The organism is Flavobacterium ammonificans (genome assembly GCF_020885975.1).
GTDB classification, from domain to species: domain Bacteria; phylum Bacteroidota; class Bacteroidia; order Flavobacteriales; family Flavobacteriaceae; genus Flavobacterium; species Flavobacterium ammonificans.
On record NZ_AP025183.1, the window covers coordinates 1684746 to 1708994 of the forward strand.

At 33.1% G+C, this 24249-nt stretch carries 22 protein-coding genes and 1 tRNA gene; 5 read left to right on the plus strand and 18 right to left on the minus strand.

Features of this window, described 5'->3' with window-relative positions:
• The first annotated feature begins 19 nt into the window (after positions 1–19).
• Positions 20–1603 carry a sensor histidine kinase gene (locus LPC23_RS07615; RefSeq protein WP_229329290.1) on the plus strand — a complete coding sequence of 528 codons (1584 nt, stop codon included), beginning with the start codon at positions 20–22 and terminating at the stop codon, positions 1601–1603.
• A gap of 3 nt (positions 1604–1606) precedes the next feature.
• Positions 1607–2308 carry a response regulator transcription factor gene (locus LPC23_RS07620; RefSeq protein WP_229329291.1) on the plus strand — a complete coding sequence of 234 codons (702 nt, stop codon included), beginning with the start codon at positions 1607–1609 and terminating at the stop codon, positions 2306–2308.
• A 63-nt stretch (positions 2309–2371) separates the two neighbouring features.
• On the opposite strand, the gene argH is transcribed toward LPC23_RS07620, so the two are convergent.
• From argH to LPC23_RS07665, 9 genes are all read right to left on the minus strand, one after another.
• The gene (gene argH / locus LPC23_RS07625; RefSeq protein ID WP_229329292.1) at positions 2372–3652 is read right to left on the minus strand and encodes an argininosuccinate lyase; all 1281 of its coding nucleotides are present in this window, start codon (positions 3650–3652) and stop codon (positions 2372–2374) included.
• Positions 3653–3663: 11 nt separating this feature from the next.
• A complete protein-coding gene (locus LPC23_RS07630; RefSeq protein ID WP_229329293.1) occupies positions 3664–4734 on the minus strand; it encodes a M20 family metallo-hydrolase in 1071 nt (356 codons plus the stop codon).
• Positions 4731–5528, minus strand: a complete 798-nt coding sequence (argB, locus tag LPC23_RS07635; protein WP_229329294.1) for an acetylglutamate kinase — start codon at positions 5526–5528, stop codon at positions 4731–4733. The genes LPC23_RS07630 and argB overlap by 4 nt, the downstream gene beginning before the upstream one ends.
• Positions 5529–5810: 282 nt before the next feature.
• Entirely contained in the window at positions 5811–6761 is a 951-nt protein-coding gene (locus tag LPC23_RS07640; protein WP_229329297.1) for an N-acetylornithine carbamoyltransferase, read from the minus strand.
• Positions 6762–6793: 32 nt separating this feature from the next.
• Entirely contained in the window at positions 6794–7927 is a 1134-nt protein-coding gene (locus tag LPC23_RS07645; RefSeq protein ID WP_229329299.1) for an aspartate aminotransferase family protein, read from the minus strand.
• A gap of 86 nt (positions 7928–8013) precedes the next feature.
• Entirely contained in the window at positions 8014–8991 is a 978-nt protein-coding gene (argC, locus tag LPC23_RS07650; RefSeq protein WP_229329301.1) for an N-acetyl-gamma-glutamyl-phosphate reductase, read from the minus strand.
• On the minus strand, positions 8984–10177 hold the full coding sequence (locus tag LPC23_RS07655) for an argininosuccinate synthase (RefSeq protein WP_229329303.1): 1194 nt from the start codon (positions 10175–10177) through the stop codon (positions 8984–8986). Before LPC23_RS07655 ends, argC begins: the two co-directional genes overlap by 8 nt.
• A gap of 4 nt (positions 10178–10181) precedes the next feature.
• Complete coding sequence (locus LPC23_RS07660) at positions 10182–10799, minus strand: GNAT family N-acetyltransferase (protein ID WP_229329305.1); 618 nt, start codon at positions 10797–10799, stop codon at positions 10182–10184.
• A gap of 398 nt (positions 10800–11197) precedes the next feature.
• Complete coding sequence (locus LPC23_RS07665) at positions 11198–12382, minus strand: hypothetical protein (RefSeq protein WP_229329307.1); 1185 nt, start codon at positions 12380–12382, stop codon at positions 11198–11200.
• A gap of 173 nt (positions 12383–12555) precedes the next feature.
• Here LPC23_RS07665 and glyA point away from each other — a divergent pair, with 173 nt between their 5' ends.
• Both glyA and LPC23_RS07675 read left to right on the plus strand, forming a co-directional pair.
• On the plus strand, positions 12556–13830 hold the full coding sequence (gene glyA, locus LPC23_RS07670; protein ID WP_229329308.1) for a serine hydroxymethyltransferase: 1275 nt from the start codon (positions 12556–12558) through the stop codon (positions 13828–13830).
• Between the two features lie 118 nt (positions 13831–13948).
• Complete coding sequence (locus LPC23_RS07675; RefSeq protein WP_272490533.1) at positions 13949–14536, plus strand: MiaE family protein; 588 nt, start codon at positions 13949–13951, stop codon at positions 14534–14536.
• A gap of 66 nt (positions 14537–14602) precedes the next feature.
• Here the strand turns inward: LPC23_RS07675 and LPC23_RS07680 are convergent, their stop codons facing one another.
• Positions 14603–15172 (minus strand): pentapeptide repeat-containing protein, encoded by a 570-nt coding sequence (locus tag LPC23_RS07680; protein WP_229329310.1) that lies wholly within the window; start codon positions 15170–15172, stop codon positions 14603–14605.
• Between the two features lie 3 nt (positions 15173–15175).
• Between LPC23_RS07680 and LPC23_RS07685 the strand changes: the two genes are divergently transcribed.
• The gene (locus LPC23_RS07685) at positions 15176–15484 is read left to right on the plus strand and encodes a hypothetical protein (RefSeq protein WP_229329312.1); all 309 of its coding nucleotides are present in this window, start codon (positions 15176–15178) and stop codon (positions 15482–15484) included.
• Here the strand turns inward: LPC23_RS07685 and LPC23_RS07690 are convergent.
• The 8 genes from LPC23_RS07690 to LPC23_RS07725 form a co-directional block, all read right to left on the minus strand.
• Positions 15450–15523: transfer RNA gene (locus LPC23_RS07690), tRNA-Arg, on the minus strand. The two genes, LPC23_RS07685 and LPC23_RS07690, sit on opposite strands and share 35 nt — an antisense overlap.
• 95 nt (positions 15524–15618) lie before the next feature.
• Positions 15619–15762 (minus strand): SsrA-binding protein, encoded by a 144-nt coding sequence (locus LPC23_RS07695; protein ID WP_229329314.1) that lies wholly within the window; start codon positions 15760–15762, stop codon positions 15619–15621.
• A gap of 55 nt (positions 15763–15817) precedes the next feature.
• Positions 15818–16720, minus strand: a complete 903-nt coding sequence (locus LPC23_RS07700; protein ID WP_229329316.1) for a hypothetical protein — start codon at positions 16718–16720, stop codon at positions 15818–15820.
• Between the two features lie 358 nt (positions 16721–17078).
• Positions 17079–19688, minus strand: a complete 2610-nt coding sequence (locus tag LPC23_RS07705; RefSeq protein WP_229329318.1) for a carboxypeptidase-like regulatory domain-containing protein — start codon at positions 19686–19688, stop codon at positions 17079–17081.
• Between the two features lie 2 nt (positions 19689–19690).
• Positions 19691–20416: a GLPGLI family protein gene (locus LPC23_RS07710; protein ID WP_229329320.1), complete on the minus strand. Its 726-nt coding sequence runs from the start codon at positions 20414–20416 to the stop codon at positions 19691–19693.
• 17 nt (positions 20417–20433) lie between these two features.
• Complete coding sequence (locus LPC23_RS07715; RefSeq protein ID WP_229329322.1) at positions 20434–22476, minus strand: M56 family metallopeptidase; 2043 nt, start codon at positions 22474–22476, stop codon at positions 20434–20436.
• Position 22477: 1 nt separating this feature from the next.
• The gene (locus LPC23_RS07720; protein WP_229329324.1) at positions 22478–22837 is read right to left on the minus strand and encodes a BlaI/MecI/CopY family transcriptional regulator; all 360 of its coding nucleotides are present in this window, start codon (positions 22835–22837) and stop codon (positions 22478–22480) included.
• Positions 22838–22932: 95 nt separating this feature from the next.
• Positions 22933–24147 carry an MDR family MFS transporter gene (locus tag LPC23_RS07725; RefSeq protein WP_229329326.1) on the minus strand — a complete coding sequence of 405 codons (1215 nt, stop codon included), beginning with the start codon at positions 24145–24147 and terminating at the stop codon, positions 22933–22935.
• Positions 24148–24249 lie beyond the last annotated feature (102 nt).

Consider the following 24249-nt stretch of genomic DNA (forward strand, 5'->3'; position numbering starts at 1 on the left):
AAATACTAATTTTGTTTTGATGAGTAAGCTGTTTTTTAGATTATTAGTTTTGTTAATGAGTCTGTCCCTAATAGGGATTATTCTCGTGCAAGTCTATTGGTTTAATACTTCGTTTGAAAATAATGAAGAACAATTTAAGTTTCATGTGAAGCAGGTTTTAGGTAATGTTGCCGAAAAATTGCAAAAGCAAGAAGCTTACAGTTTTTACGATAGATACAATAAGTTAAAAGATAGTACGGGTAAAATCCCACAGAAAGATGATTTACTTGAATTTACTTATGTACAAAAGAATTTAAAAACCAATAAAACTATTGTGTACTCCAATAGTATTATTGCTGAGGATTTTAATATTAGTTCTTCGCTCTTTGACAAGAAAACGGATAGTTCAAAGTTTAAAAATTTTAGTTCGAAGAGAATTACTGAAATTTATAACAATAAGCCGCTGGATAATTCAATGTTGGATCAAAGTTTGATTCCAGATGAACGCATTGAGAAATCAGGAAGTTTGGATGTTTTAGACAATGCACAATTTGAAATCTTTTATAAAGATATTGCTTCAGCTATGCCTTTAGAAGAGCGTGTTAGTATAGAAAATATTCAAAGTTTAATTAAGAGAGAGTTAGAAGAATACGGAGTAAAAATAAATTTTGAGTTTGGTGTATACAATAGTGGTGCTGCTACTAAAGTAGCCTCTGCTAATTTTAAATACAATCCAAAGAACAGTTATTCCATTCCAATTTTAACAGATAATGAGGAACATGAACAATATAAGTTGATGGTCAGTTTTCCTCAAAAGAAGCGATTCTTATTGTCTGAGTTGGTAAGTATTACTATTTTGTCGATTATTTTTACACTCATTATTATCATTGCTTATTCAAGTGCTTTAAGTCAATTAATTCGACAACGTCAAATTTCTGAAATCAAGACGGATTTTATTAATAATATGACGCACGAGTTTAAAACACCAATAGCAACAATTAATTTAGCTTTGGACGCTATTCGGAATCCAAAAATAATTGATGACAAAGAGAAGGTATTGCGTTATTTAGCTATGATTCGCGACGAAAATAAGCGCATGCATGCTCAAGTGGAAAATGTTTTGCGAATTTCTAAATTAGAGAAAAAAGAATTAGAGATAGAAAAGGAATCGATACCAATTGAAGATGTTATTAACGATGCAATTGAGCATGTTAGTCTAATTTTAGAGGATCGTAATGGTACCATTAAAACGCATTTTAATGCTACCCGAACTTCTGTTTTAGTGAACGATAATCATTTTACAAATGTTATCGTGAATATTTTAGAGAACGCTGTAAAGTATTCTCCTAATCCGCCAGAGATTGATGTTTACACAGAAAATATTAAAGATATGGTATTGATTAAAGTTCAAGATAAAGGATTGGGAATGAGTAAGATTGCTCAAAAACGAATTTTTGAGAAGTTTTACAGAGAACATACAGGTGATATTCATAATGTAAAAGGACATGGCTTAGGTCTGGCCTATGTTAAGAAAATAGTTGACGACCATAACGGTCAAGTTTACGTAGAAAGTGAAAAAGGAAAAGGAAGTACCTTTACCATAAAATTACCATTAATCAATTAAATTATGGAAAATAATAAGAAAATCCTACTGGTTGAAGATGATCTTAACTTTGGAGCAGTATTAAAAGATTATTTAATACTAAATGACTTTGATGTTGTTTTGGCCAAAAATGGTATGGAAGGCTTTGAGAAATTTAAGAAGGAAAGTTATGACTTATGCATTTTAGATGTCATGATGCCTTATAAAGATGGATATACATTAGCTAAAGAAATTAGAGAGAAAAATGCCGAAGTGCCTATTATCTTTTTGACTGCTAAATCCATGAAGGAGGATGTATTGAAAGGATACAAAGCGGGTGCAGATGATTATTTGAACAAACCATTTGATTCAGAGGTTTTGTTAATGAAAATCAAAGCAATTATTCAGAGAAAATCATCTGATGTGAAAACTGAGCAAGTACAGTTTGAGTTTAACATTGGTAAATTTCACCTAAATTCTAAGTTGCGTTTCTTGACCTTTGAAAATGATGCGCCTATTAAATTATCACCTAAGGAGAATGAATTACTAAGAATGTTAATTCTTCATGAAAATGATTTAATGCCAAGAGAATTGGCTTTAACTAAAATTTGGAGAGACGATAATTATTTTACTTCTCGTAGTATGGATGTGTATATTGCCAAACTAAGAAAGTATTTAAAATCAGATGAGAATGTTGAAATTTTGAACATTCACGGAGAAGGTTTCCGACTGGTTGTAAAAAAATAAGATGTATAAAAACATAAAAAAAGCTCCAAGAAATTGGAGCTTTTTTTTATGCAACTATTTGAATTAAAAGGATTGCATCATTTTATCTTTTATAGCATCCAAACATAAGTTGTTGATACTTCCTTCATGAGTGTGTTTGGTAGCTTTAGGCGATTGAAAACTTCCGTTTTCTAATTGCTCTGCCACGGCTTTATAAGCATCTCTGAACGGAATTCCTGCCACTACCATTTCGTTTAAGGAATCCACCGTAAATAAATAGTCGTATTTTTTATCGTCTAAAATATGTTCTTTTACTGTAATGTCTTTGATAGCGAAAATTGCAATATCCAAACAGGCTTTTAAATTTTGAATCGCAGGAAATAACCCTTCTTTCAATAATTGTAAGTCTCTATGATAACCGCTTGGCAAATTGTTGGTAATCAAAGTGATTTCATAAGGTAGGGCTTGGATTTTGTTGCATTTTCCACGAATCAACTCAAATACATCTGGATTTTTCTTGTGAGGCATAATGCTAGAACCCGTCGTAAGATGAGACGGCAAACTGATGAAATCAAAATTCTGACTCATATACAAACATACATCCATAGAAAATTTGGACAAAGTGGCTGCTACGCTACTCATTGCAAAAGCGACTGTTTTCTCCGCTTTTCCGCGACTCATTTGAGCAGCTACCGCATTGAATTTTAAGGTTTCAAATTGCAATTCCTTAGTAGTAAATGAACGGTTAATAGGGAAGGAGCTTCCATAACCTGCAGCAGAACCCAATGGGTTTTGATCTACTACTTTTAGAGCGGCATTCAACATTGTAATGTCGTCAATCAAACTTTCAGCATAAGCCGAAAACCACATTCCAAAAGATGATGGCATTGCAATTTGTAAATGCGTATATCCAGGTAATAAAACGTTTTGATGTTTCTCCGCCGATTCCATCAATACATCAAAAAGCACCCTTACTTGTTCTTTTAGTTCTTTGACTACGTCTTTTAAATACAAATGGACGTCAACTAAAACTTGGTCATTTCGAGAACGTGCTGTGTGGATTTTCTTGCCAGCATCACCTAATTTGACAGTTAATAGGTATTCGATTTTGGAATGAACGTCTTCAAAACTATCTTCAATTTCAAAATTTCCAGCTTCAACATCAGAAATAATCTCTTCCAATGCTAATACTAATGAAGTAGTCTCTGATTCACTTAATAAACCAATTTGACCTAACATCTTCGCATGGGCAATAGAACCTAGTGCATCGTATTTGGCTAAAACTAAATCTAATTCTCTGTCGTTTCCAACAGTGAAATGTTCGATTTGTTTGTCGGTGGCAATTCCTTTTTCCCAGAGTTTCATAGGCGTATTTTTTATTGCTTGAAAAAGTCAGTTAGTATTTTGATATACAATTGAATTCCTTCTTCTATTTCGTTAATAAATATAAATTCGTCAGCCGAGTGGGAGCGAAGCGTTTCTCCTGGACCCAATTTTAAGGATTGACAACTCAATACTGACTGATCTGAAAGGGTTGGCGAACCATAAGTAGTTCTTCCTAATGCAATTCCAGCTTGAACTAAACCGTGTTCCAACGGAATAGAAGAAGCGTTTAAATTCATTGAACGCGGATTAACTTCTGCTTGAACATGAGTTTTTACTGTTTCTAAAATTTCAACATTGCTATAGCAATCATTCACTCGAATATCGATAACCAAATGACATTCGGCAGGAACCACATTGTGTTGTTTTCCAGCATTCACTTGGGTTACAGTCATTTTTACAGGTCCTAAAACCTCAGAAATTTTTTCAAATTGATAAGAATTGAACCAATCAATTATAGGCATTGCTTTGTAAATTGGGTTGTCATTGTTTTGGTGCGCCGCATGACTGGCTGTTCCTTTGACGATAACATCCAATACTAATAAACCTTTTTCGGCTATAGCCAATTGCATTAAAGTAGGCTCGCCGACAATGGCACAATCCAATTCAGGTAAATGTTGTAAAACACTGTTTAAGCCATTTTTGCCGCTGCTTTCTTCTTCTGCCGATGCTACAATAACTATATTATAAGGTAAATTTTCTTGTCCATAAAAATGAACAAATGTTGCTAGAAGCGAAACCAAACAACCTCCTGCATCATTACTTCCTAGACCAAATAACTTACCGTCTTTTACAATGGCTTCAAAAGGATCGTTCGTATAACCTTGATTGGGCTTTACTGTATCGTGATGCGAATTCAATAAAAGTGTTGGTTTGCTTTCGTCAAAATGTTGGTTGAAAGCCCAAATATTGTTATTCTCTCTTTGAAAAGGAACTCCATTTTGAGTAAACCAATTCTCTATTAATAAAGCGGTTTGATTTTCTTCACTAGAAAAGGAAGGCGTTTCAATTAGCGCTTTTAACAAGTCAATAGCTTCTAGTGTAAGTATTTCTATAGTCTTCATAAAGTAATTGTCGTATAAGTCGCCCTTTTGTTTTGTAACATGCGATGGTGTCCAATTCGGATTTGTTGTACTCCTTTAGATAAGCTGTTGAAACAGTTGTCTAATTTCGGAATCATACCGGAATGAATCGCTTGTTCCGCTTTTAATTTGGAATACAAATCGGGATGGATTGCTTCAATAACCGAATTATCGTCTTCAGCATCAAACAAAACACCTGGTTTTTCAAAGCAATAAATTAGTGTTACATCATATATTGCCGACAAAGCAATGGCTAATTCGCTTGCAATGGTATCGGCATTCGTGTTTAATAGTTGTCCTTTTCCATCGTGCGTAATAGCACAAAAAACGGGTGTAATGCCATTATCAAGTAAACTAGCTAATAAGTTGGTATTTACTTTTTTTACATCGCCTACAAAACCATAATCGATAGTAGCATGATTTCGTTTATCGGACAGAATTAAATTTCCATCTGCACCTGAAAATCCCATTGCATTCAATCCATTAGCTTGTAATCTTGCCACTATTTCTTTGTTGATTTGCCCAGCATAAACTCCTACCACAACTTCTAGCATTGGTGCATCGGTGATTCGACGACCTTCAATCATTTGAGGAGCTAATCCCATACTTTGCGCTAATTTAGTTGCTGATTTTCCACCACCATGAACTAGAATCGTTTTGCCTTCCAAAGCTGCAAAATCAGCTAAAAAAGAAGCTAATTCCGCAGGATTATCAATGATATTTCCTCCGATTTTGATGATAGTTACGAATTCTTTGTCTATATTATTTTCTACCATTTTTTATAATTTCTAACTTGTTATTGTACATACTGTTGAAACTGTGGGCTATGTTTTTAGCATTTTTTTTTAATCACTTATAAACTTTTAATTCAATTTAATCCCACGGTTGAAACCGTGGGCTATGTTATGAGCAACTTTCTTTTTGAATTAATGACTTTGTTAATTTATAAACTATTAATTCTATTTTAATCCCACGGTAAAAACCGTTGGCTATGTTTTGAGCATTTTTTTTTGAATAAAATGACTTATAAACGTTTAAACAGATAAACTAATAACCCACTAACTTCTAATTTCTTCCAAAATTTTTTGCAAAACCAGTTGTGCTGCATAGGTTCTGTTATTAGCTTGTTCAATCACAATTGAATTTGCATTGTCAATCACTTCGTCTGCTACAATTACATTACGTCTAACGGGCAAACAGTGCATAAATTTAGCAGTATTAGTGAGTTGCATTTTTTCGGCTGTAACCGTCCAGTTCGGGTCTGTATTGGTTACTTTTCCGTATTCCTTATAACTACTCCAGTTCTTGGTATAAATGAAATCGGCATTCTCAAACGCTTTGTTTTGGTCGTACTCAATTTTAGAATCCTTTGTAATCTCAGGATTTAATTCATATCCTTCCGGATGCGTGATAACAAAATCAGCGTCTTGTAATTGCATCATTTGCACAAATGAATTGGCAACAGCCTGTGGCAGTGCTTTTGGATGAGGCGCCCAAGATAAAACTACTTTTGGACGGTGAACTGTTTTGTGTTCTTCCATCGTGATAGCATCTGCCAACGCTTGTAAGGGGTGTCCCGTAGCACTTTCCATATTCACAATGGGGACAGTAGCGTATTTTAGAAAGCCAGAAAGAACAGTTTCGGCATTGTCTTTTTCTTTGTCTTTCAGCTCAGCAAAAGCTCTAATGGCAATGATATCACAATATTGAGATACTACTTGAGCTGCTTCTTTGATGTGTTCAGACGCTCCTTGATCCATGATGGATCCATCTTCAAATTCGAGTGTCCAACCTTCATTGGTAAAGTTCATCACCATCACATTCATTCCTAAATTCAAAGCCGCCTTTTGCGTACTCAAACGCGTTCGTAAACTAGGATTGAAAAACAACATTCCTAAGGTTTTATTTTCGCCTAAGGCTTTGTTTTGCAATGGATTTTTTTTGATTGCAATGGCTTCATTTACCCATTCTTGAAGCGAATCTATTTCTTGTATAGTAGTATAATTCATTTTATTTGTTGATTAATGCGGCAACGAATTGGCTATATTTCTTTTAAGCTTTCTTTTAAAGCAATAATTAAAGTATCGATACCTTTCTTATTGATTGTCAATGGAGGAAGTATTCGTAATAGATTTTTGTTATTGGCATTTCCAGTGAAGATATGCTTGTCAATAATCATTTTTTTACGCAGCTCATTGATTTCAAAATCAAATTCAACACCAAGCATTAAACCTTTTCCTTTTACTTTTTTTACTTCTGGAATTTGTTGAATGACTTCTAAGAAATAAGCATATATCTCATTTGCATTGTCCATTAACTTTTCCTCTTTAATGACATCCAAAACAGCAATTCCTGCGGCACAAGCCAAATGACTTCCGCCAAAAGTAGTTCCTAATAAACCATAAGTCGCTTTGAATTTTGGTGAGATTAAAATACCGCCAATAGGGAAACCATTCCCCATTCCTTTTGCTAAACAAATAATGTCGGCTTTGATATTGTGGTGTTGGTGTGCAAAGAATTTTCCAGTTCTTCCGTAACCAGATTGTACCTCGTCTAAAATTAGGACTACTTCGTATTGTGCGCATATTTTTTCTAAGGCTTGGAAGAATTCGGTAGTTCCTTCGTCCAAACCGCCCACGCCTTGAATTCCTTCAATGATAACAGTACAAACATCACCTTTTTGAAGTTCAGCTTCGACCAATTCAATTTGGTTCAAAGGCAAAAAGGTAACTACTTGTTGTGCATTTAATGGCGCTACAATTTTTTTGTTATCAGTTACCGCTACTGCTGCCGATGTTCTTCCGTGGAACGAATTGTCAAAAGCAATTACACGCGATTTGTTGTTGTGGAACGAAGCTAGTTTTAGTGCGTTCTCATTGGCTTCAGCCCCAGAACTGCACAAAAACAAACTATAATCCTCATAACCAGATAATTTTCCAAGCTTTTCGGCTAATTCTACTTGCAATGGATTCTGAATAGCATTGGAATAAAACCCAATGGCATCCAGTTGTTCTTTCAATTTTGACACATAATAGGGGTGAGTGTGACCAATCGAAATTACACCGTGACCACTATATAAATCTAGGTATTCCACACCCTTATTGTCTGTAATTGTGCAATCCACCGCTTTTACAGGGGTGATATTGTATAAAGGATAAACGTCAAATAAGTTCATTTTTTTAAAGTTTAAAGTTTGAAGTTTCAGGTTTCAGGTTTCAGGTTTCGAGTGAACTTTAAACCTTAAACTTGAAACAATTTTATTTAGAATCCACAAGGCTTTAAATGCAATCCTGTGGTTTCTTCTAAGCCAAATAACAAGTTCATATTTTGAACGGCTTGTCCTGAGGCGCCCTTGGTTAAATTGTCAATTACTGACGTAATCAAAAGCCGGTTTCCTTTTTTCATTAAACTGATGATGCATTTGTTGGTTTGCACTACCTGCTTCATATTGATATTCGTAGTAGTCACCGTTACAAAGGGTTGGTCAGCATAATAGGCTTCATATTTTGCTACGATATCTTCTAAACTTTCTTCAACTTTAGTGTATAAAGTGGCAAAAATTCCTCTTGCGAAATCCCCTCTATTAGGAACAAAAATCAATTCGTTTGGATATCCCGCTTGTAATTGCTGAATGCTTTGATTGATTTCTCCCAAATGTTGGTGTTCAAAGGCTTTGTAATGCGACATATTATTGTTCCTCCAACTGAAATGTGACGTTTCTGAAGGACTCACTCCAGCTCCTGTACTCCCAGTGGTAGCGTTAATATGCACATCTTCGTTTAACAATCCACTTTTTGCCAATGGCAATAAAGCCAATTGAATTGCCGTAGCAAAACAACCCGGATTGGCAATATAATTAGCGGATTGGATTGCTGTTTTGTTCAATTCTGGTAAACCATACACAAATTGCTTTCCGTCGAATTCAGCGTCTTTTGTCAATCTAAAATCGTTTCCTAAGTCAATGATTTTAGTGTGATTTGAAAATTGGTTTTGTTCTAAAAACGCTTTTGATTTTCCGTGACCCAAACACAAGAAAACCACATTGACATTAGGATTTACTTGGTCGGTGAAATTCATTTCAATATCGCCCATCAAATCGTGATGTGCTATAGATAAGGGTTTGCCAGCATTAGTCGTGCTGTAAACAAAATCTAGAGTCGCATTGGGATGAAACATCAAAATCCTAATGAGTTCGCCAGCTGTGTATCCAGAACCTCCAATTATTCCAACTTTAATCATGACTCAATTGGTTTACAGATGAAAATATATTTTGTGCATTTCCTAAAATCTTAATGAATCCTTTGGCATCATCGGATGTCCAAGCATTGTTCATTTCGCCATATTGTCCAAATCCTGTATTCATTAAATCGTTTTTAGATTCGATTCCGTCCAATGAGAAATGATAAGGTTTTAAAGTTACCGTTACGGTTCCGTTGACAGTTTTTTGAGTGTCTTCTAAGAAGGTTTCGATATTACGCATGACTGGATCTAGAAATTGTCCTTCGTGGAATAACATGCCGTACCAGTTACCTAATTGTTCTTTCCAATATTGTTGCCATTTTCCTAAAGTATGTTTCTCCAGTAAATGGTGTGCTTTGATGATAATTAATGGTGCAGCGGCTTCAAAACCAACTCTTCCTTTGATTCCGATAATAGTATCACCCACATGAATGTCTCGACCAATAGCATAGGCATTTGCCAATTTTTCTAAAATCACAATGTTGTTTGGAGGCGTGTTTTTTTTACCATTCACAGCAACCAATTGTCCTTCGTGAAATTCTAAAGTTACTATTTCCTCTCCTTGTTTTTGCAATTGAGAAGGGTAGGCTTCACTTGGTAAAGCTTGGTGTGATGTTAAGGTCTCTTTTCCACCTACACTTGTTCCCCATAGTCCTTTGTTGATCGAATATTGTGCTTTTTCCCAAGAATAGTGTACGCCGTTTTTAGCCAAATAATCGACTTCTTCCTGACGTGATAATTTTAAATCACGAATAGGAGTGATAATCTCAATTTCAGGAGCGATGGTTTGGAAAATCAAATCAAAACGAATTTGGTCGTTTCCAGCACCCGTACTTCCGTGAGCAATAGCGCTTGCGCCAACTGACGTTGCATATTTAATCGCTTCAATAGCTTGAAAAACACGTTCTGCACTTACAGAAAGTGGGTAGGTGTTGTTTTTCAATACGTTGCCATAAATCAAATATTTAATGGCTTTATCGTAGTATTTGTCCAGAATAGTAAGGTTTGCGTGTTGCGCACTTCCTAATTCGTAAGCTCTCTCTTCGATAGCTTTCAATTCCGCTTCGTCAAAACCACCTGTATTGATTAATACAGTATGCACTTCATATCCTTTTTCATTTTTTAAATATTTCAGGCAATATGAGGTATCTAATCCTCCGCTATAGGCTAATACAACTTTTTTCATAGTTTTATTTTTTTAAGAATAAGGCTTCTTTTATTTTCTTTAATCTATTGAGAACTTTTAGGTTAAATGGATGTTTAGGTGGAATTTTTTGTTTCTCTTTTGGATCGTACAACATTCCAGTGCACAGGCACATTTTATTGTCTTTACTCTTTAATATTTCATAATTAGTACAGGTTTTACATCCTTTCCAAAAGCTTGGATCAGTTGTTAACTCTGAAAATGGAACAGGTTTGTATCCTAAATCTGAATTAATTTTCATTACGGGTAAACCAGTAGTGATTCCAAAGACTTTGGCATTAGGGTATTTTCTAAGTGAGTAATCAAAAACTTTGGATTTGATTTTTTTAGCAAGGCCTAAATTTCTGTATTTAGGATGAACAATTAAACCTGAATGTGCCACAAACTTGGCGTGCTCCCAACTTTCGATATAACAAAAACCTGCAAATTCGTTATTGACCAAAGCAATGATAGCATCTTTGGCTTGCATTTTTTGTAAAATATAGTCGGGTGTTCTTTTGGCTATTCCAGTACCTCTTAATTTCGCAGAAATTTCAATTGTATTGCAAATTGTTTCAGCGTATTGATAATGCTCTTCTTGGGTTACAACTATTTTGATATCCATTTTAAGCGTTTGAATTTAAATTTAATGATTGATAATTATTTGTTTTGAATGCAACTGATCAATAAAATAGACTACCCAAAAGGGAAACAATTGTTGCAAAAAGATAATTCTTAGTGATTTAGAATTAGTAATAACTAACTCCAAATGAATTGGTAAAATTTTCAAAATAAAAAAAGGATTGTATGAATAAATAATTTATTTCTGAGGAAACTATGATTATAGTGTCCGTACCTCGGGAGAGGCAGAAAATAAAATTGTCCGTGACAATGAAGTAGTATGTAGACTCTTGTTATTCATTTGAAATGCAATAGTACTACTTTTTTACGATTAAACGTAACACTTTTAAATATCTAACATATTTATAAGCCTTTGTTATGATTTAAATAGATCTCTTGAAATTATTTATCAAAATTATTTCGAGATAAAATGGATTTAAGTTTTTGTTTTAAATCTTCTCCTGTATCATAAATCATTTGTTCATTTGTAGGGAATGGAATGCTTCTTTTATCAAAAACGGAGTAGTAATTATCTTCTGCAGCTCTTCGATCTCCTTTATAATTGGCATAAACATGTTCAAAAATAAATTCGCTACGCAACGGAAAACTTTGCAACAATTCATTCGTTTTCCAATTCGAATATTCTACTTTCGCCTCAATCTGACAGGATTTGAATTGTCTAAATTCATTAATTCGTACCGTAATGTCTTTTAAATTATCTACAAAAACTACTTTTCCTTTTTCGTCTATAACCTCTTTTCCATTCGCGTCAATCAATTTCTTTTGACCGTCTTTGATTCTACGTTCTTTGATAAATTCTCTTTCTTTGATTTGTTCTGGCGAAATGAACACATCTCTAAAACGAATAGAAATTCCATAATCATAAGTAATGCCATTTTGTTCCAAATTGTGGTATACAGTCCATTTATCGTTTAACCCATAGGTGTTGAAATCCAATAGATCGCTTTGCAATCGGGCAGGAATAATCATATTGGTTTCATTTTTAGTGCTAACTACAACATAATCTGAGCCTTTGAATTTAGCTTCATTAAGGAGTTCGTTGACCTCTTTAAAATTAGGATTGATTCGATTTAAATAGTATAAGTCATCAAATGCTTTGCGATAATCCTTTTTGTTATTTTTCTTAAGTAACGCTTTCGCATTATCTAACAAATAATTTGAAAGTGCATTTTTAGTACCTACTAATTTTTCATTGTAATCGTCAAATTGGAATACTGCCTCTCGGTTTTGGTTGATTATTTGAAGTGGAAGCAAAGGTTTTATCTTTTCTTGGCGATTGTTTAACCCAACATAGATTTCATATAAGCGTTCTATTTGTGTTGGGTTAGCTTCTTTTTCGAGTAGTGAAATGGAATTTAAATCTCTTTCTTTCGCTTTTGCGAAAGCTTCTTCTAAAAGCAAAACGTATTCTTGCTTACTCTTCTTATCTTTATTTGATGCTAAACTTGAAACGGCTATTGTGATGGCATTATCATAGTCGCCAGAATAGACTAATTTTTGGGTGTGTTTGACAGCGCAATTACTAACTAGTAAACTGATGATGAGTATGGTAATAATTTTTTTCATTGGGCTTGGTTTAAATTTGGGATACTTTATTTTTTCGAAAACGATACTAGCGAATGGCAAGATGTCTGTTGTTAATTAGTTTGTTAAAAAGTACTCTGCCAAATATAGACTTACCACATTATTTAGACAAGCTTTTTTTGTAATTTTGCAGTTCAATAACAAAAACTACACACATGCAACGCGACGAACAAATTTTTGACCTTATTTTAGAAGAACAAGAAAGACAAATTCACGGAATAGAACTAATTGCATCAGAAAACTTTGTAAGTGACGAAGTAATGGAAGCTGCTGGTTCTGTTTTAACCAATAAATATGCTGAAGGATACCCTGGAAAAAGATACTACGGCGGTTGTGAAGTAGTGGATGTTGTAGAACAAATTGCTATTGACAGAGCTAAAGAATTATTTGGAGCTGAATATGCTAACGTGCAACCTCACTCTGGATCTCAAGCCAATACAGCAGTATATCACGCTTGTATTAAACCAGGCGATACTATTTTAGGATTTGATTTGGCACACGGTGGTCACTTGACTCACGGTTCGCCAGTAAATTTTTCTGGACGTTTGTATAACCCTGTTTTTTACGGTGTTGACAAGGAAACAGGACGATTGGATTACGATAAAATTCAAGAAATCGCGACTCAATCACAACCAAAATTAATTATCGCTGGAGCTTCGGCTTATTCTCGTGATATGGATTTTGCTCGTTTCAGACAAATTGCAGATAGCGTTGGCGCTATTTTATTAGCTGATATTTCGCATCCTGCAGGTTTGATTGCTAAAGGATTGATGAACGATCCATTGCCTCACTGTCATATTGTTACAACTACAACTCACAAAACATTACGTGGGCCACGTGGCGGTTTGATCTTGATGGGTAAAGATTTTGAAAATCCATTTGGACTAACTACTCCAAAAGGAGAAATCAGAATGATGTCTAATTTATTAGACTTGGCTGTTTTTCCAGGAAATCAAGGTGGACCATTAATGCACATCATTGCTGCTAAAGCAGTTGCTTTTGGTGAAGCATTACAAGATGAGTTTTTTACATATGCGATGCAATTGCAAAAAAATGCGAAAGCAATGGCTGACGCTTTTGTGAAAAGAGGATACGAAATCATTTCTGGTGGTACAGATAATCACATGATGTTGATTGACTTAAGAAACAAAAATATTTCAGGTAAAGACGCTGAAAATGCGTTGGTAAAAGCCGAAATTACTGTAAATAAAAATATGGTTCCATTTGATGACAAATCGCCATTTGTTACTTCAGGAATTCGTGTTGGAACTGCTGCTATCACTACTCGTGGTTTAGTAGAAGAAGATATGGAAACTATTGTAGCACTTATTGATAAAGTCTTGATGAATCATACTGACGAAGATGTAATCGAAGAAGTTGCTGCTGAAGTAAATGAAATGATGATCGAAAGACCTATTTTCGTTTTCTAAATTTTTTTTAAGTTAAATGATAAGGTTTTGTTTTTACGGAAAGTAATTGCAAAACCTTATTTTTTTACTCCTAAACTGAACTTGAAACCCTAAACTTGAAACAAAATTTTTTATGTCCATACTGAGATTGAAATTGCCAACCGACCCAAGATGGGTAAATATTGTAGAAACAAATATTGAAGAAATTCTGACAGATCACGCTTGGTGCGAACAGAAAGCAGCTACCAATGCGATTACAATAATTACACACAATTCGGAGCATCAAGATTTAGTTCAGGATTTATTGGCTTTGGCCAAAGAAGAAATCGACCATTTTGAACAAGTACACAATATCATTATCAAACGCGGACTTAAATTAGGTCGCGAACGCAAAGACGATTATGTGAATGAGTTGTATTTGTACATGAAACGCAGCAATACTGGGAGTAGGGTTTCGGGATTGGTAGAACGTTTGTTGTTCTCTGCTATGATAGAGGCGAGAAGTTGTGAGCGTTTTAAAGTACTTTCTGAAAATATTGAAGACGAAGAATTAGCTACTTTTTATAGAAATTTGATGGAAAGTGAAGCGGGTCATTACACTACTTTTATTGGTTATGCTCGAAAATACGGAGAAGGAATCGATGTAGAAAAACGCTGGAGAGAATGGTTGGATTTTGAAGCCTCTATTATTTCCAACTATGGTAAAAACGAGACTATTCACGGATAAATCAATATCAATATCAAAGTTCTTCAATATCAAAAATCAATTTCAATTTCAAATTTAAAAACACAATTACTCCACAATGATATTGTGTTTATACAGCAATCCTTTTAAACCTTCTAAAGCGAAAGTGGCTTTTTTTATTTTGGTCTTTTCTGGGTCAATGGTGTAATTGTAGCTGGTTCTAAAATCGGCTTTTGTGGCGTTCGCTTTGTCAAACTCTGCGCGATACAAATCACAGTTATCAAATACTACTTCACATAAATCGGTTGCCATAAAATCAACGGCAATCAAACTACAGTTTTTAAACAGTGTTTCTTTTAGTTTTAGTGTATAAAATTTAGAGAAATCCAAGTTGCAACGGCTAAACGCTATTTCAAAAATCAATTTGTCGCACATGGCAAAATTAATGTCTTGCATTTTGCAGTTATTGAACTGTACGGTTCGTAAAGCAGTATGATTGAGTTTGGTGCTATTAAAATTGCAATTGGTAAACGTGCAGTCAATAAAGGTAACCCCAATGAAATTACAAGCGGTAAAATCACAATTGATAAACTGACAGGATTCAAATTCTTTGAGATGCATTTCTTCCTCACCATAAGTGGTGTCTTGGTAAGTGATATCAAAGAAATAGGCTGTCATAATATGAAGGGATTTATATTTTACTGGATTATATTTCCAGCAAAGCTCCGCTTTGAAAAAACAAAAAATCCAAAAACAATTTCAAGCAAGCTTGATTATTTTATAGACTGGATTATATTTTCAGCAAAGCTCCGCTTTGAAAATACAATTAAAATAAAAAAACGCTCAAGCTGTTTCTGGATTACATATCCAGCAAAGCTCCGCTTTGAAAAAACAAAAAATCCAAAAACAATTTCAAGCAAGCTTGATTATTTTTGGATTGTTTTGTTTTTATTCGTGACCTCGACTGGATTCAAACCAGTAACCTTCTGAGCCGTAATCAGATGCGCTATTCAGTTGCGCCACGAGGCCTTGTTGCGGGTGCAAATATAGCTAAAATTGATAGATATCCAAATCGAAAATTAAAAAATAACGGCTTTTTTTGGACTACTACTGCTTTTTGGTATTTATTTATCTAAGGCTCTACAAGTTACATAATAACGGTATCCTAACAATGCCATCTGCCACTTCTTTGCTTTGGTCACATCCAAGCGTTGTTTGGTTAAACTTGGTAACAGCACTTTATTAATTTTAGCTAAGACTTTGAACATTGCTTTTTTTTTGGTAAAAATAAAAAAGACCATCAATATAATGGTCTTTTTTAATTTATTTCTTTTTTGATTTCGATTGGGTAGCTTTCTCTAAAGCGATACGGGCTTTTTCCAATTCTTCTTTTGCTTTGATCATTTCGTCTTTGGCTTTAGCTAATTCTGATTTTTCGTCAGCATCGGAATCTTCAGAATTAATCATTTTTTTGATTTTCTTTTTGAACTCTTTAACTCCATTTTCGTTTCGTAAATCAAATTCCCCTAATTCACTCAGGTCGGAATTATCAAATATATTGGGATTTTTTGGAGCATCTTTTTTAAAATTTTTTATTTCTTCTTCAGAATAATCTTCAGCACCAGAGATAACAATTCCATCTTCGATAATCAAATCTTTTTTGTTGGGTTTTTTAATAACTATTTTGGACTTTTTAATAGATTTTGGCGAATCGTTTTTGTCTGAGAAATTAAATCGGAAGTTCTCGTTTGATGGATTTCCTTCTTCATCATGGAATCCAAATTGTTTCAATACTTTTCCATTTGGCACCCCATTAAAGAAAAAATTATTCATTCCATTAGAATTGGTAGGTGTCCCAAAACCAATTTCATTACCTGATTTGTAAAAGTTGATGGTCGAAATAGGAGATTGTTGGTTGAGTTTCAATTCGCCTTTGTTTCCCTTTTTATCTTCGTAACTTACTTTTAAACTCGTAATTTCGTTTTTATCATTGCGTTTTACATCCGAATAGTTTATGGTAACGCCATATTCTTTAAGCGCTTTTACATCGTCATTCATTTCTGATTCAGGCGTGGTTTTGTTCCAAGTCATCACCACATCGTTATTTTCATTGTTGATTTCGATGAGTTCTCTTTTTTTCTGATTTTGTGCCAAAATAGAAATAGAACCACCAATGATTAAGCTAAAAGATATAGCTAATGTTAAGTACTGTTTTTGGAAATTCATAGTAAAAAATAAATTAAAAGTTGTGATTTATGTTATTAAACAAGCAAACCTATTAATTGATTTCTACACTCAAAAACACCTTTACAAAAATTTAACGTAATTAACTTTTTGATAAGAAAACATTCTAAATTTAGAACCTTTAATTAAACTCGTTGGGTATAATAAATTTTTTATGATAATTTCACGTCAGTTCGTGTGATTTTCAAAAAAAAATGTCCTTCTTCTTTGTACAGGATGATAGAACAAGTTAAATTTCATTAATATTGGCTCTCGATATATTTTTTGTTCCATTTATTAAACAAAAAAAACTCTCGTCTCTATGCGTAGGGAGACGTTATTAACAATTACACCCAAAGGGTTATTTTATATTAAAGCCAACCCCAAGTCCAATATAACCAGCTAACCTATTTATTACTTCTGTTGAAGTGAAGTTGTTTTTAGAAGTGAATTTTAGTACCTGAGCATTATTGATGTTGAGAATATTGTTTCCTTCAATCCAAAATTTCATTTTATTGGTTTTATAATTCAATTTAAAACTTAGATTATAAAAATTGGTAGTTTCAATTTTTGAGATAAATTTTTCAAACGAATGATCTATAAAATAATTGAATTTATTTTTTAGATTCCCGTTGAATGATAGAAATGGATTTACTTGAACGATTTTATCATGATTGTTAAACAAGGTCAAATTGTTGTTTTGTTGGCTGTAGTTCAAACCGAATTCATAATTGAACAATTCATTTTTAAAGATACTTATCAATGATGTTCTTAGACTTGTGAATTCTGTTTTTTGAATATTAAATTGGGAGTTTATTTGATTATTAAAATTTGAATTGATATGATTTAGTGTCAATTTGAATTTGTTTTTAATCTTTGAAATACGGGTTTCGAAAGAGAATACATTATTCCAAGAATACTGATTTTCAGTATTGATTTGTTGTATTTGAATATAGTTTCCAGCGTTTGTAGTATTGTTTGATAGACGATTGCCAAATTGGGTGTACGATGAATTGGCCATAATTACAACTCCATTGTATAAATCAAATTTGAAATAATTTACAGCATAAATGTTTTGAACCACTGGTTTTGAAAAATTAATAGTAGATCGAGTATAATAATTTCTGAAGTTTTCAAAAAATGGATTCTCATTTAAATTACTCGATGAGTAAAAGTCGATTGTTTTTGAAAAATTAGCCATTATATGGTGGATTTCACTGAAATTGTATTTCAACTGCAGCGTTGGCAAAATGAAGGAAGTATTTTCAGCTTCTGTCTTGAATTTAAGGAAGTAGTTACGCCATTCTGATTTGACCTTGTAATTTAATTTTCCTTGATTTTTTTGGATAACTACATCAGAGGTAGCATAATTTGAATCAAAATTGATTTGATTTGAACTTATAGTATTCCTAGTATTGAAAGTTGAATTTTCAACAATATACCCTATGTTCCATTTGAAAATATGATTATGATGCTTTACTGTTAGTTTTGTGTAGAATCCATAATCATTATTTTTTTCTATTATGTCTTGGGAGATCTTGTTTCCGGTGTTGAACAGATCATAATTAGCATCGAGTCTTATGTCATTTTGATTTTTATTGAATTCTTGAAATAGATTAAATGACAGTAATTTATTTTTAGCAATTTTATTTATCCAACTGAGTTGGTGTCCAAATTTGAAATTTACTTTATCAAAGTATTCGTTTATACTATTTTGATTATTACTTATATTGTTTTCTAAATTAGTATAGGTATTGATGGTATTTGGGTCAAAAAGCAGGGTGTAATTGACAAGGGAGTTGTCGTTACTTTTGTAATCAATATTCAGTTTAGTTTGGTTATACAATAAATCGTTGTTGCTTGAAAAAAATTCTACAACATTGTTTGTAGAATTACTATCAAAGAAAGTCTTGAAGGTTCTTGAAATTTCATTGGTTTTCAGCCTTGAGACTATCGAAAAGCCATTCATTGACAGTTTGTTAGAGGACTGGAATGCAAAATCTAGGGCTAAGAACTCATTCGATTTACTATTTACATTATTGTCGGATAATAAAAATTTTGGTATTTCATTGGTATCCAAAGAATTGGATTGTCCATCATTATTTCTAAGTTCTTGTCTGACACTTCTATTCATTGAAAAATATTCCTTCATTGAAATCGGCTGGTATCCTGTATTATTAACATTTAGTATAGCTGATAGATTAAGCTTTTGATTGAATTTGAATAAATTACTATTGGCTTGATAGCGCTTATCATGGGCTCCAAATACTTCTAGGTTTCCGGTAATTTTGCCTAAATATTCTTCTTTGATATTGATGTTTAAAGCTGTTTTATTACTGCCTTCCACGTCTTTAATGGCAGCAAAACTTTCGAAATTACTTAGTAAATCAATCCCTTTTAGCATCTCAGCATTAATATTTTCGGTTGCTATTTTATGATTGTCACCAAACATTTTTTTACCGTTCACCAATAAGTCATTGATTACTTTACCTTGTGAAATTATCTTACCGTCCGGATTAATATCAATACCAGGAAGTTTTTTTAGAACATCAACTAATTTTTCTTCATTACCGGTAGTAAGTGCCTTGAGGTTATAGCTTAGGGTGTCTCCTTTTACTTTGGCGTAACTCAGTTTGTTTTGAACCGTAACCTCATTGAGGGTTTCTGTTTTTTCTACTAGACTAAGTACTATTTTATCTTTTAGATCTAAAGAATTCAGTTCCCAATTTTTGGATACAAAACTCATGTGAGTTACTTTCAAAAGACCATTTGCACTAGTAGTTGGGTTGTAGTTTATTTCAAAATATCCATTTTCATCGGTAGCAGTGTATTCGATAACTTTATCCTTTAGAATCATTTGGACAGTTGCAAAAGGAACTTCGCCTCCAGTAGTATTGACTACTTTACCGATGATTGTTTTTTGACAGAAACAAAAGTTAGCAATGAAAAGGAAGGAGATAAGGATCTTCATGTTTAATTACGCAATGAATTGCCTACACCTCTTTTTAATTCATTGATTTTTTCTTCTACAATTTTTAGATATTCTGATTTGGATACTTTGGTTCCCTCTGTTGGTTTTTTAATATCAAGATTAGAGTTTGTTTCGGTAATTTTGATTGCATGGTATGTCTTTTTTTCGGCAATTAATTCCATAATAAGACCTGGTAAGCCATAAAAGTCTTTAGGACCGTCTTGTAATGCTACTTCATCTGTGAACCAAGCTGTAATTTCTTCATTGTTAATTGTCGCTACTGCATTCTTGCATTTGTAGTTTCCAATTGTTTTTTCCTCGCCAAGCAGCTTCCATTGTATTTTATTTAACTTATCGACTACCAGTAATTCTTTGCCTAAAACATCTGCTTCATGAAGGTATTCTTTAGTTTTGAAGTTTTTATAAATCCCACCACCATTTTTACCAATTTCAATTTTTTTTGAACTTTGATTTTGAATATTTAAGTCTTCATTTTGAGCAATTTTTTCTTTCTCTTCAATGTATAATGATTCCCCATTTTTGTAGTATAAATAGAAAGTTGTGGCTTTAGATAGATAGGCGCTTACTCTTTTTCTAGTTTCAGGATCGGTTACATTCTTGAGTTGGTTGTTGATGTTGGCACGTTCTTCATATTCTATTTTATACGATTGTGCAATGGTGAAATTAGAAATCATCATAATGCTGAGTAGGTTGAAAAGGTTCTTCATAGTTACTGTTTATTGATTTATTTCTTTTTGTTTTTAGATTTTGATTTAGCTATTTCAAGTTTGGCTTTTTCCAATTCTATTTTGGCCTTTTCAATTTCAGTTTTTGCTTTTTCTAATTCGATTTTTGCTTTGATTAATTCGATTTTTGCTTCTTCTGTTCCTGAAACATATCTTACTTCTTTTAAGGAATTATCATTAATCGCTTTAGCGTTTTTATTCAGTATTTCAATGGATTTTTTACCATTATTATTTTTGATTTGAATAGATTCAATTTCATTTTTATCTAATTTCTTTAACTCTTCGTAAGAAATTACTTTGTCATCGAGTAGGATTTCAGTATCTTTATTTAGATCATTATAACTAGTTACTATCCTAATTTCTCCATTTGATTTTTCTTTCTTGACATCAACCGATTTTATTGTTTTAGGATTAATTTTATCCATTTCGATTTTAGAAATCTCCTTATCATTAAGGTAAATTATTGTTTCAGGATTAATTGTAGACGGTGAATTACTTTTAATAGCGGTAATTTTTATATCATTTTTTTCATCATCTTTAGAATCTAAGTATTTTGCAATAGCAATATTACTTTTCTCATTTGACTTGACAGTTTCAACCTCGAGGTAATATTTATTTTTATCTGCTTTTTGATTGTATTTTTTTTCAAACTCCTGAGGTGTAATCTCTACCATATCACCTAAATCCTGATCCAATGACATTTTGAACTTTTGTGTAGAACCTTTTATTTTTCCATTTATTATTAATACAACCTCTTTTCCATTTTTTACCATATTATCCAAACTCCAATAATTTTCAGTTGGATTATTGTTATCTTTTTTAATTTCAAAACTATCAACAACTGCACCATTGCTATTCTCTACAAATCTGCAATAAAAAGAATTGTCTTCATTTTCACTAATTAAAATTTCTATAGTCTTAATAGGTTTGTCTCCTCTAACTTCTTTGATAATTTTTCTTTTGGAATTCTTTTTTGAAGAAAACTCTAAACGTATGGCTATGATTTCTCCGACTTTATTACGTTTAATATTATTTATTTTTAAATTGTAATCCTCTGTATCAAAACTTTTCTGAATTGCTTTAATTTTATCATCTGTTGTTTTAGAAGTGATTAAATTATCTAATTCAACCTCGACAGAGTAACTAACAATTTTTGAATTATCTTTTACTTGAGCAATAGTTTCAATTTGAAATAATAACATAAAGCCAACTAATACTGGAATAATGGTGGCGTACTTCCAAGCATTTCTTTTGTGAGATTGATTTGTGTGTAGCATAATAATTCTTTTTTTTATTAATGATTGATAAAAGGGATTGGTAATACTTAATGATTGTTGATTAGCGACTACCTTTAGAAGTGTTTTTTGATATTCGTATTTACTTTCAATTTGTTCCAAAGAGTGATTGTCGGCAATGAATTCTAAATTTTGCAACATCGCTTTTCGGTACAACCAAATGATCGGATTAATCCAAAACAATGCGCAGAAAACTTTTGAGATTAATACATCAATGGAATGGAACTGTTTGACGTGAATACGTTCGTGCGTTATAATGTGTTCGTATTCCTCTTTAGAAAAAAGAGTAGGATTAATAACTATGTACTTAAAGAAAGAAAATGGATTTTCTGTCGAGTTAGAATAAATCAAAGTGAAATTGGTGTCTTTCTGTTTGTTCAATTTGATAATCTTATTAAAAAAAGAAGCAATTTCGATTCCTACTTTTAGTATAATAATTAGGGAAACCAACACATAAGCTGAGCTCAAAATTAGCGACCAATCTATAGGTTCTTCTGAAACAGTTCTAATTGTTGTATCGTCAACTAGTGGAACCACTTCGATGTATTTAGAAATCGGTTCTGGGTCAACCCAGACGAATTTAGTAAAAGTAATTAAAGGTAAAATAATTGACGTTACGAGTCCTGCTAACAAATACCAACGATTGCCAACGTAAAAAGTTTCTTTACGTAGGAATACCCAATACAATAAATAGAACGCTATGATGAGTCCATTTACTTTAGCAAAATAGAGTAGGAAGTTTTCCATACTAGTCCTTTTTTTCGATTAAAGCTAAAATTTCACGTAGCTCTTCAGCTGAAATTTTTTCTTCTTCAGCAAAACAGGAAACTAGATTTTTGTACGAACTATTAAAGTAATTAGTAATAGCGGTATTCATAAATACTTTTCGATACTCCTCAATTGGAACAATAGGGAAGTACTGGTGGGTTTTACCGTAGGCATTGTAACCTACATATCCTTTCTCTTCTAAATTTCGAACAATAGTTGAGAGTGTATTGTAGTGTGGTTTATCCTCTACAATTTCTTCCATAATGTCTTTTACAAAAGCTCTTTTCAGCTTCCATAAAATGTGCATTATTTCTTCTTCTTTGTTGGTCAGTTTTTGCATGGCTATAAATTTTATAGACCAAACGTAAAACTATTATTTTAGTTATACAACTATTTTTATAGTTATTTAACTAATTTTTTAGTTTTTAAGCTAATTTATTGGGCTTGTTTAAGTAAACGTTGCAACCAAATACAACACAATACAGCAATAACTCCCAATGTTCCCATTACAAACCAGTTAGCTTGGTAGTTGAAGTGGCTAATAATTTCTAACCCCATTTTGGAACTGGCAATGTGCGCCAAACTGAAACTCATGGTAAATAAAGCCATATAACGGCCTTCGTGGCCTTTGGGAGCACGACTCAATGCAAAAGAATTGGAGAAGGGGAAAATAAACATTTCGCCAAAAGTAATGAAGAGTAAACTCACAATTAAGATCCCTGCCCAGGCATTCAATAGCAATACATAAAAACTAATTGACATTAGTATGCTTCCCCACAAAATAATCTTGAGTTTACTAATCTCTTTGCGTTGGCAATAGCTAACGATGGGCATTTCTAGAAAGAAAATAAGAATTCCGTTGAAAGACAAAATCAGTCCGCTTTGAAACTCGGTTAAGCCAAAATGTTCGCTGTGATAGAGCGGTAGCGTAGTAAATAATTGAAAGAATAAAACCGCTGTTATGAAACAAACGAATAAGAAAATCCAAAATATTTTGTCTTTAAAAACGGATTCTCTTTTGGCTTCAGCTTCTTTTTTGGCAATTAAATCTTCAGGGACTTTCTTTTCTTTTACCAATACTGCAAAAAGAACAATCGCTATAATACAAGAACTTCCATCTACCCAAAATAAAGCTTGGTAGCCTTGGCTTAATATAATCAAACCACCTAAGGCGGGTCCAGCTGCAAAACCTAGATTGACAGCTAAACGAACTAAGGTCAAAGCGCGCGTACGATTTTCGGGTTTGGCATAGGTGCCTAATGACACAAACATGGCGGGACGAAACATATCGGCAATCACCATAATGGTAAACATACTGACGCATAAGGCCCAAAAAGATGTAATGTATTGCAAGAAAAAGAACATCACACCACTAGTAAATAAACTGAAAATCATGATTTTGTAAAACCCAATTTTGTCAGATAATTTTCCGCCTAACCAGGAGCCAAGCATCGAGCCAAAACCAAAACACACCATAATCCATCCTACTTGAGAATAGGAAAGATGCAAGTCTTCTTTGAGGTATTTGGATAGAAATGGCAAGACCATTGTTCCGGCGCGATTGATAAAAGTAATCAACGCCAAAATCCAAACCTCTCTTCGAAAGCCTCTAAAATTATTGATGTATCGTTGCAGTCCTGACTGAATCATAGTAAAAATTGTGTGGCAAAGGTACCAACTTTTAGCTAAGGATTTAGTCTTGAATTTAGGATGTTTTAAATTAATTTCATTTGCTTTTAAATTGCTTTGTTT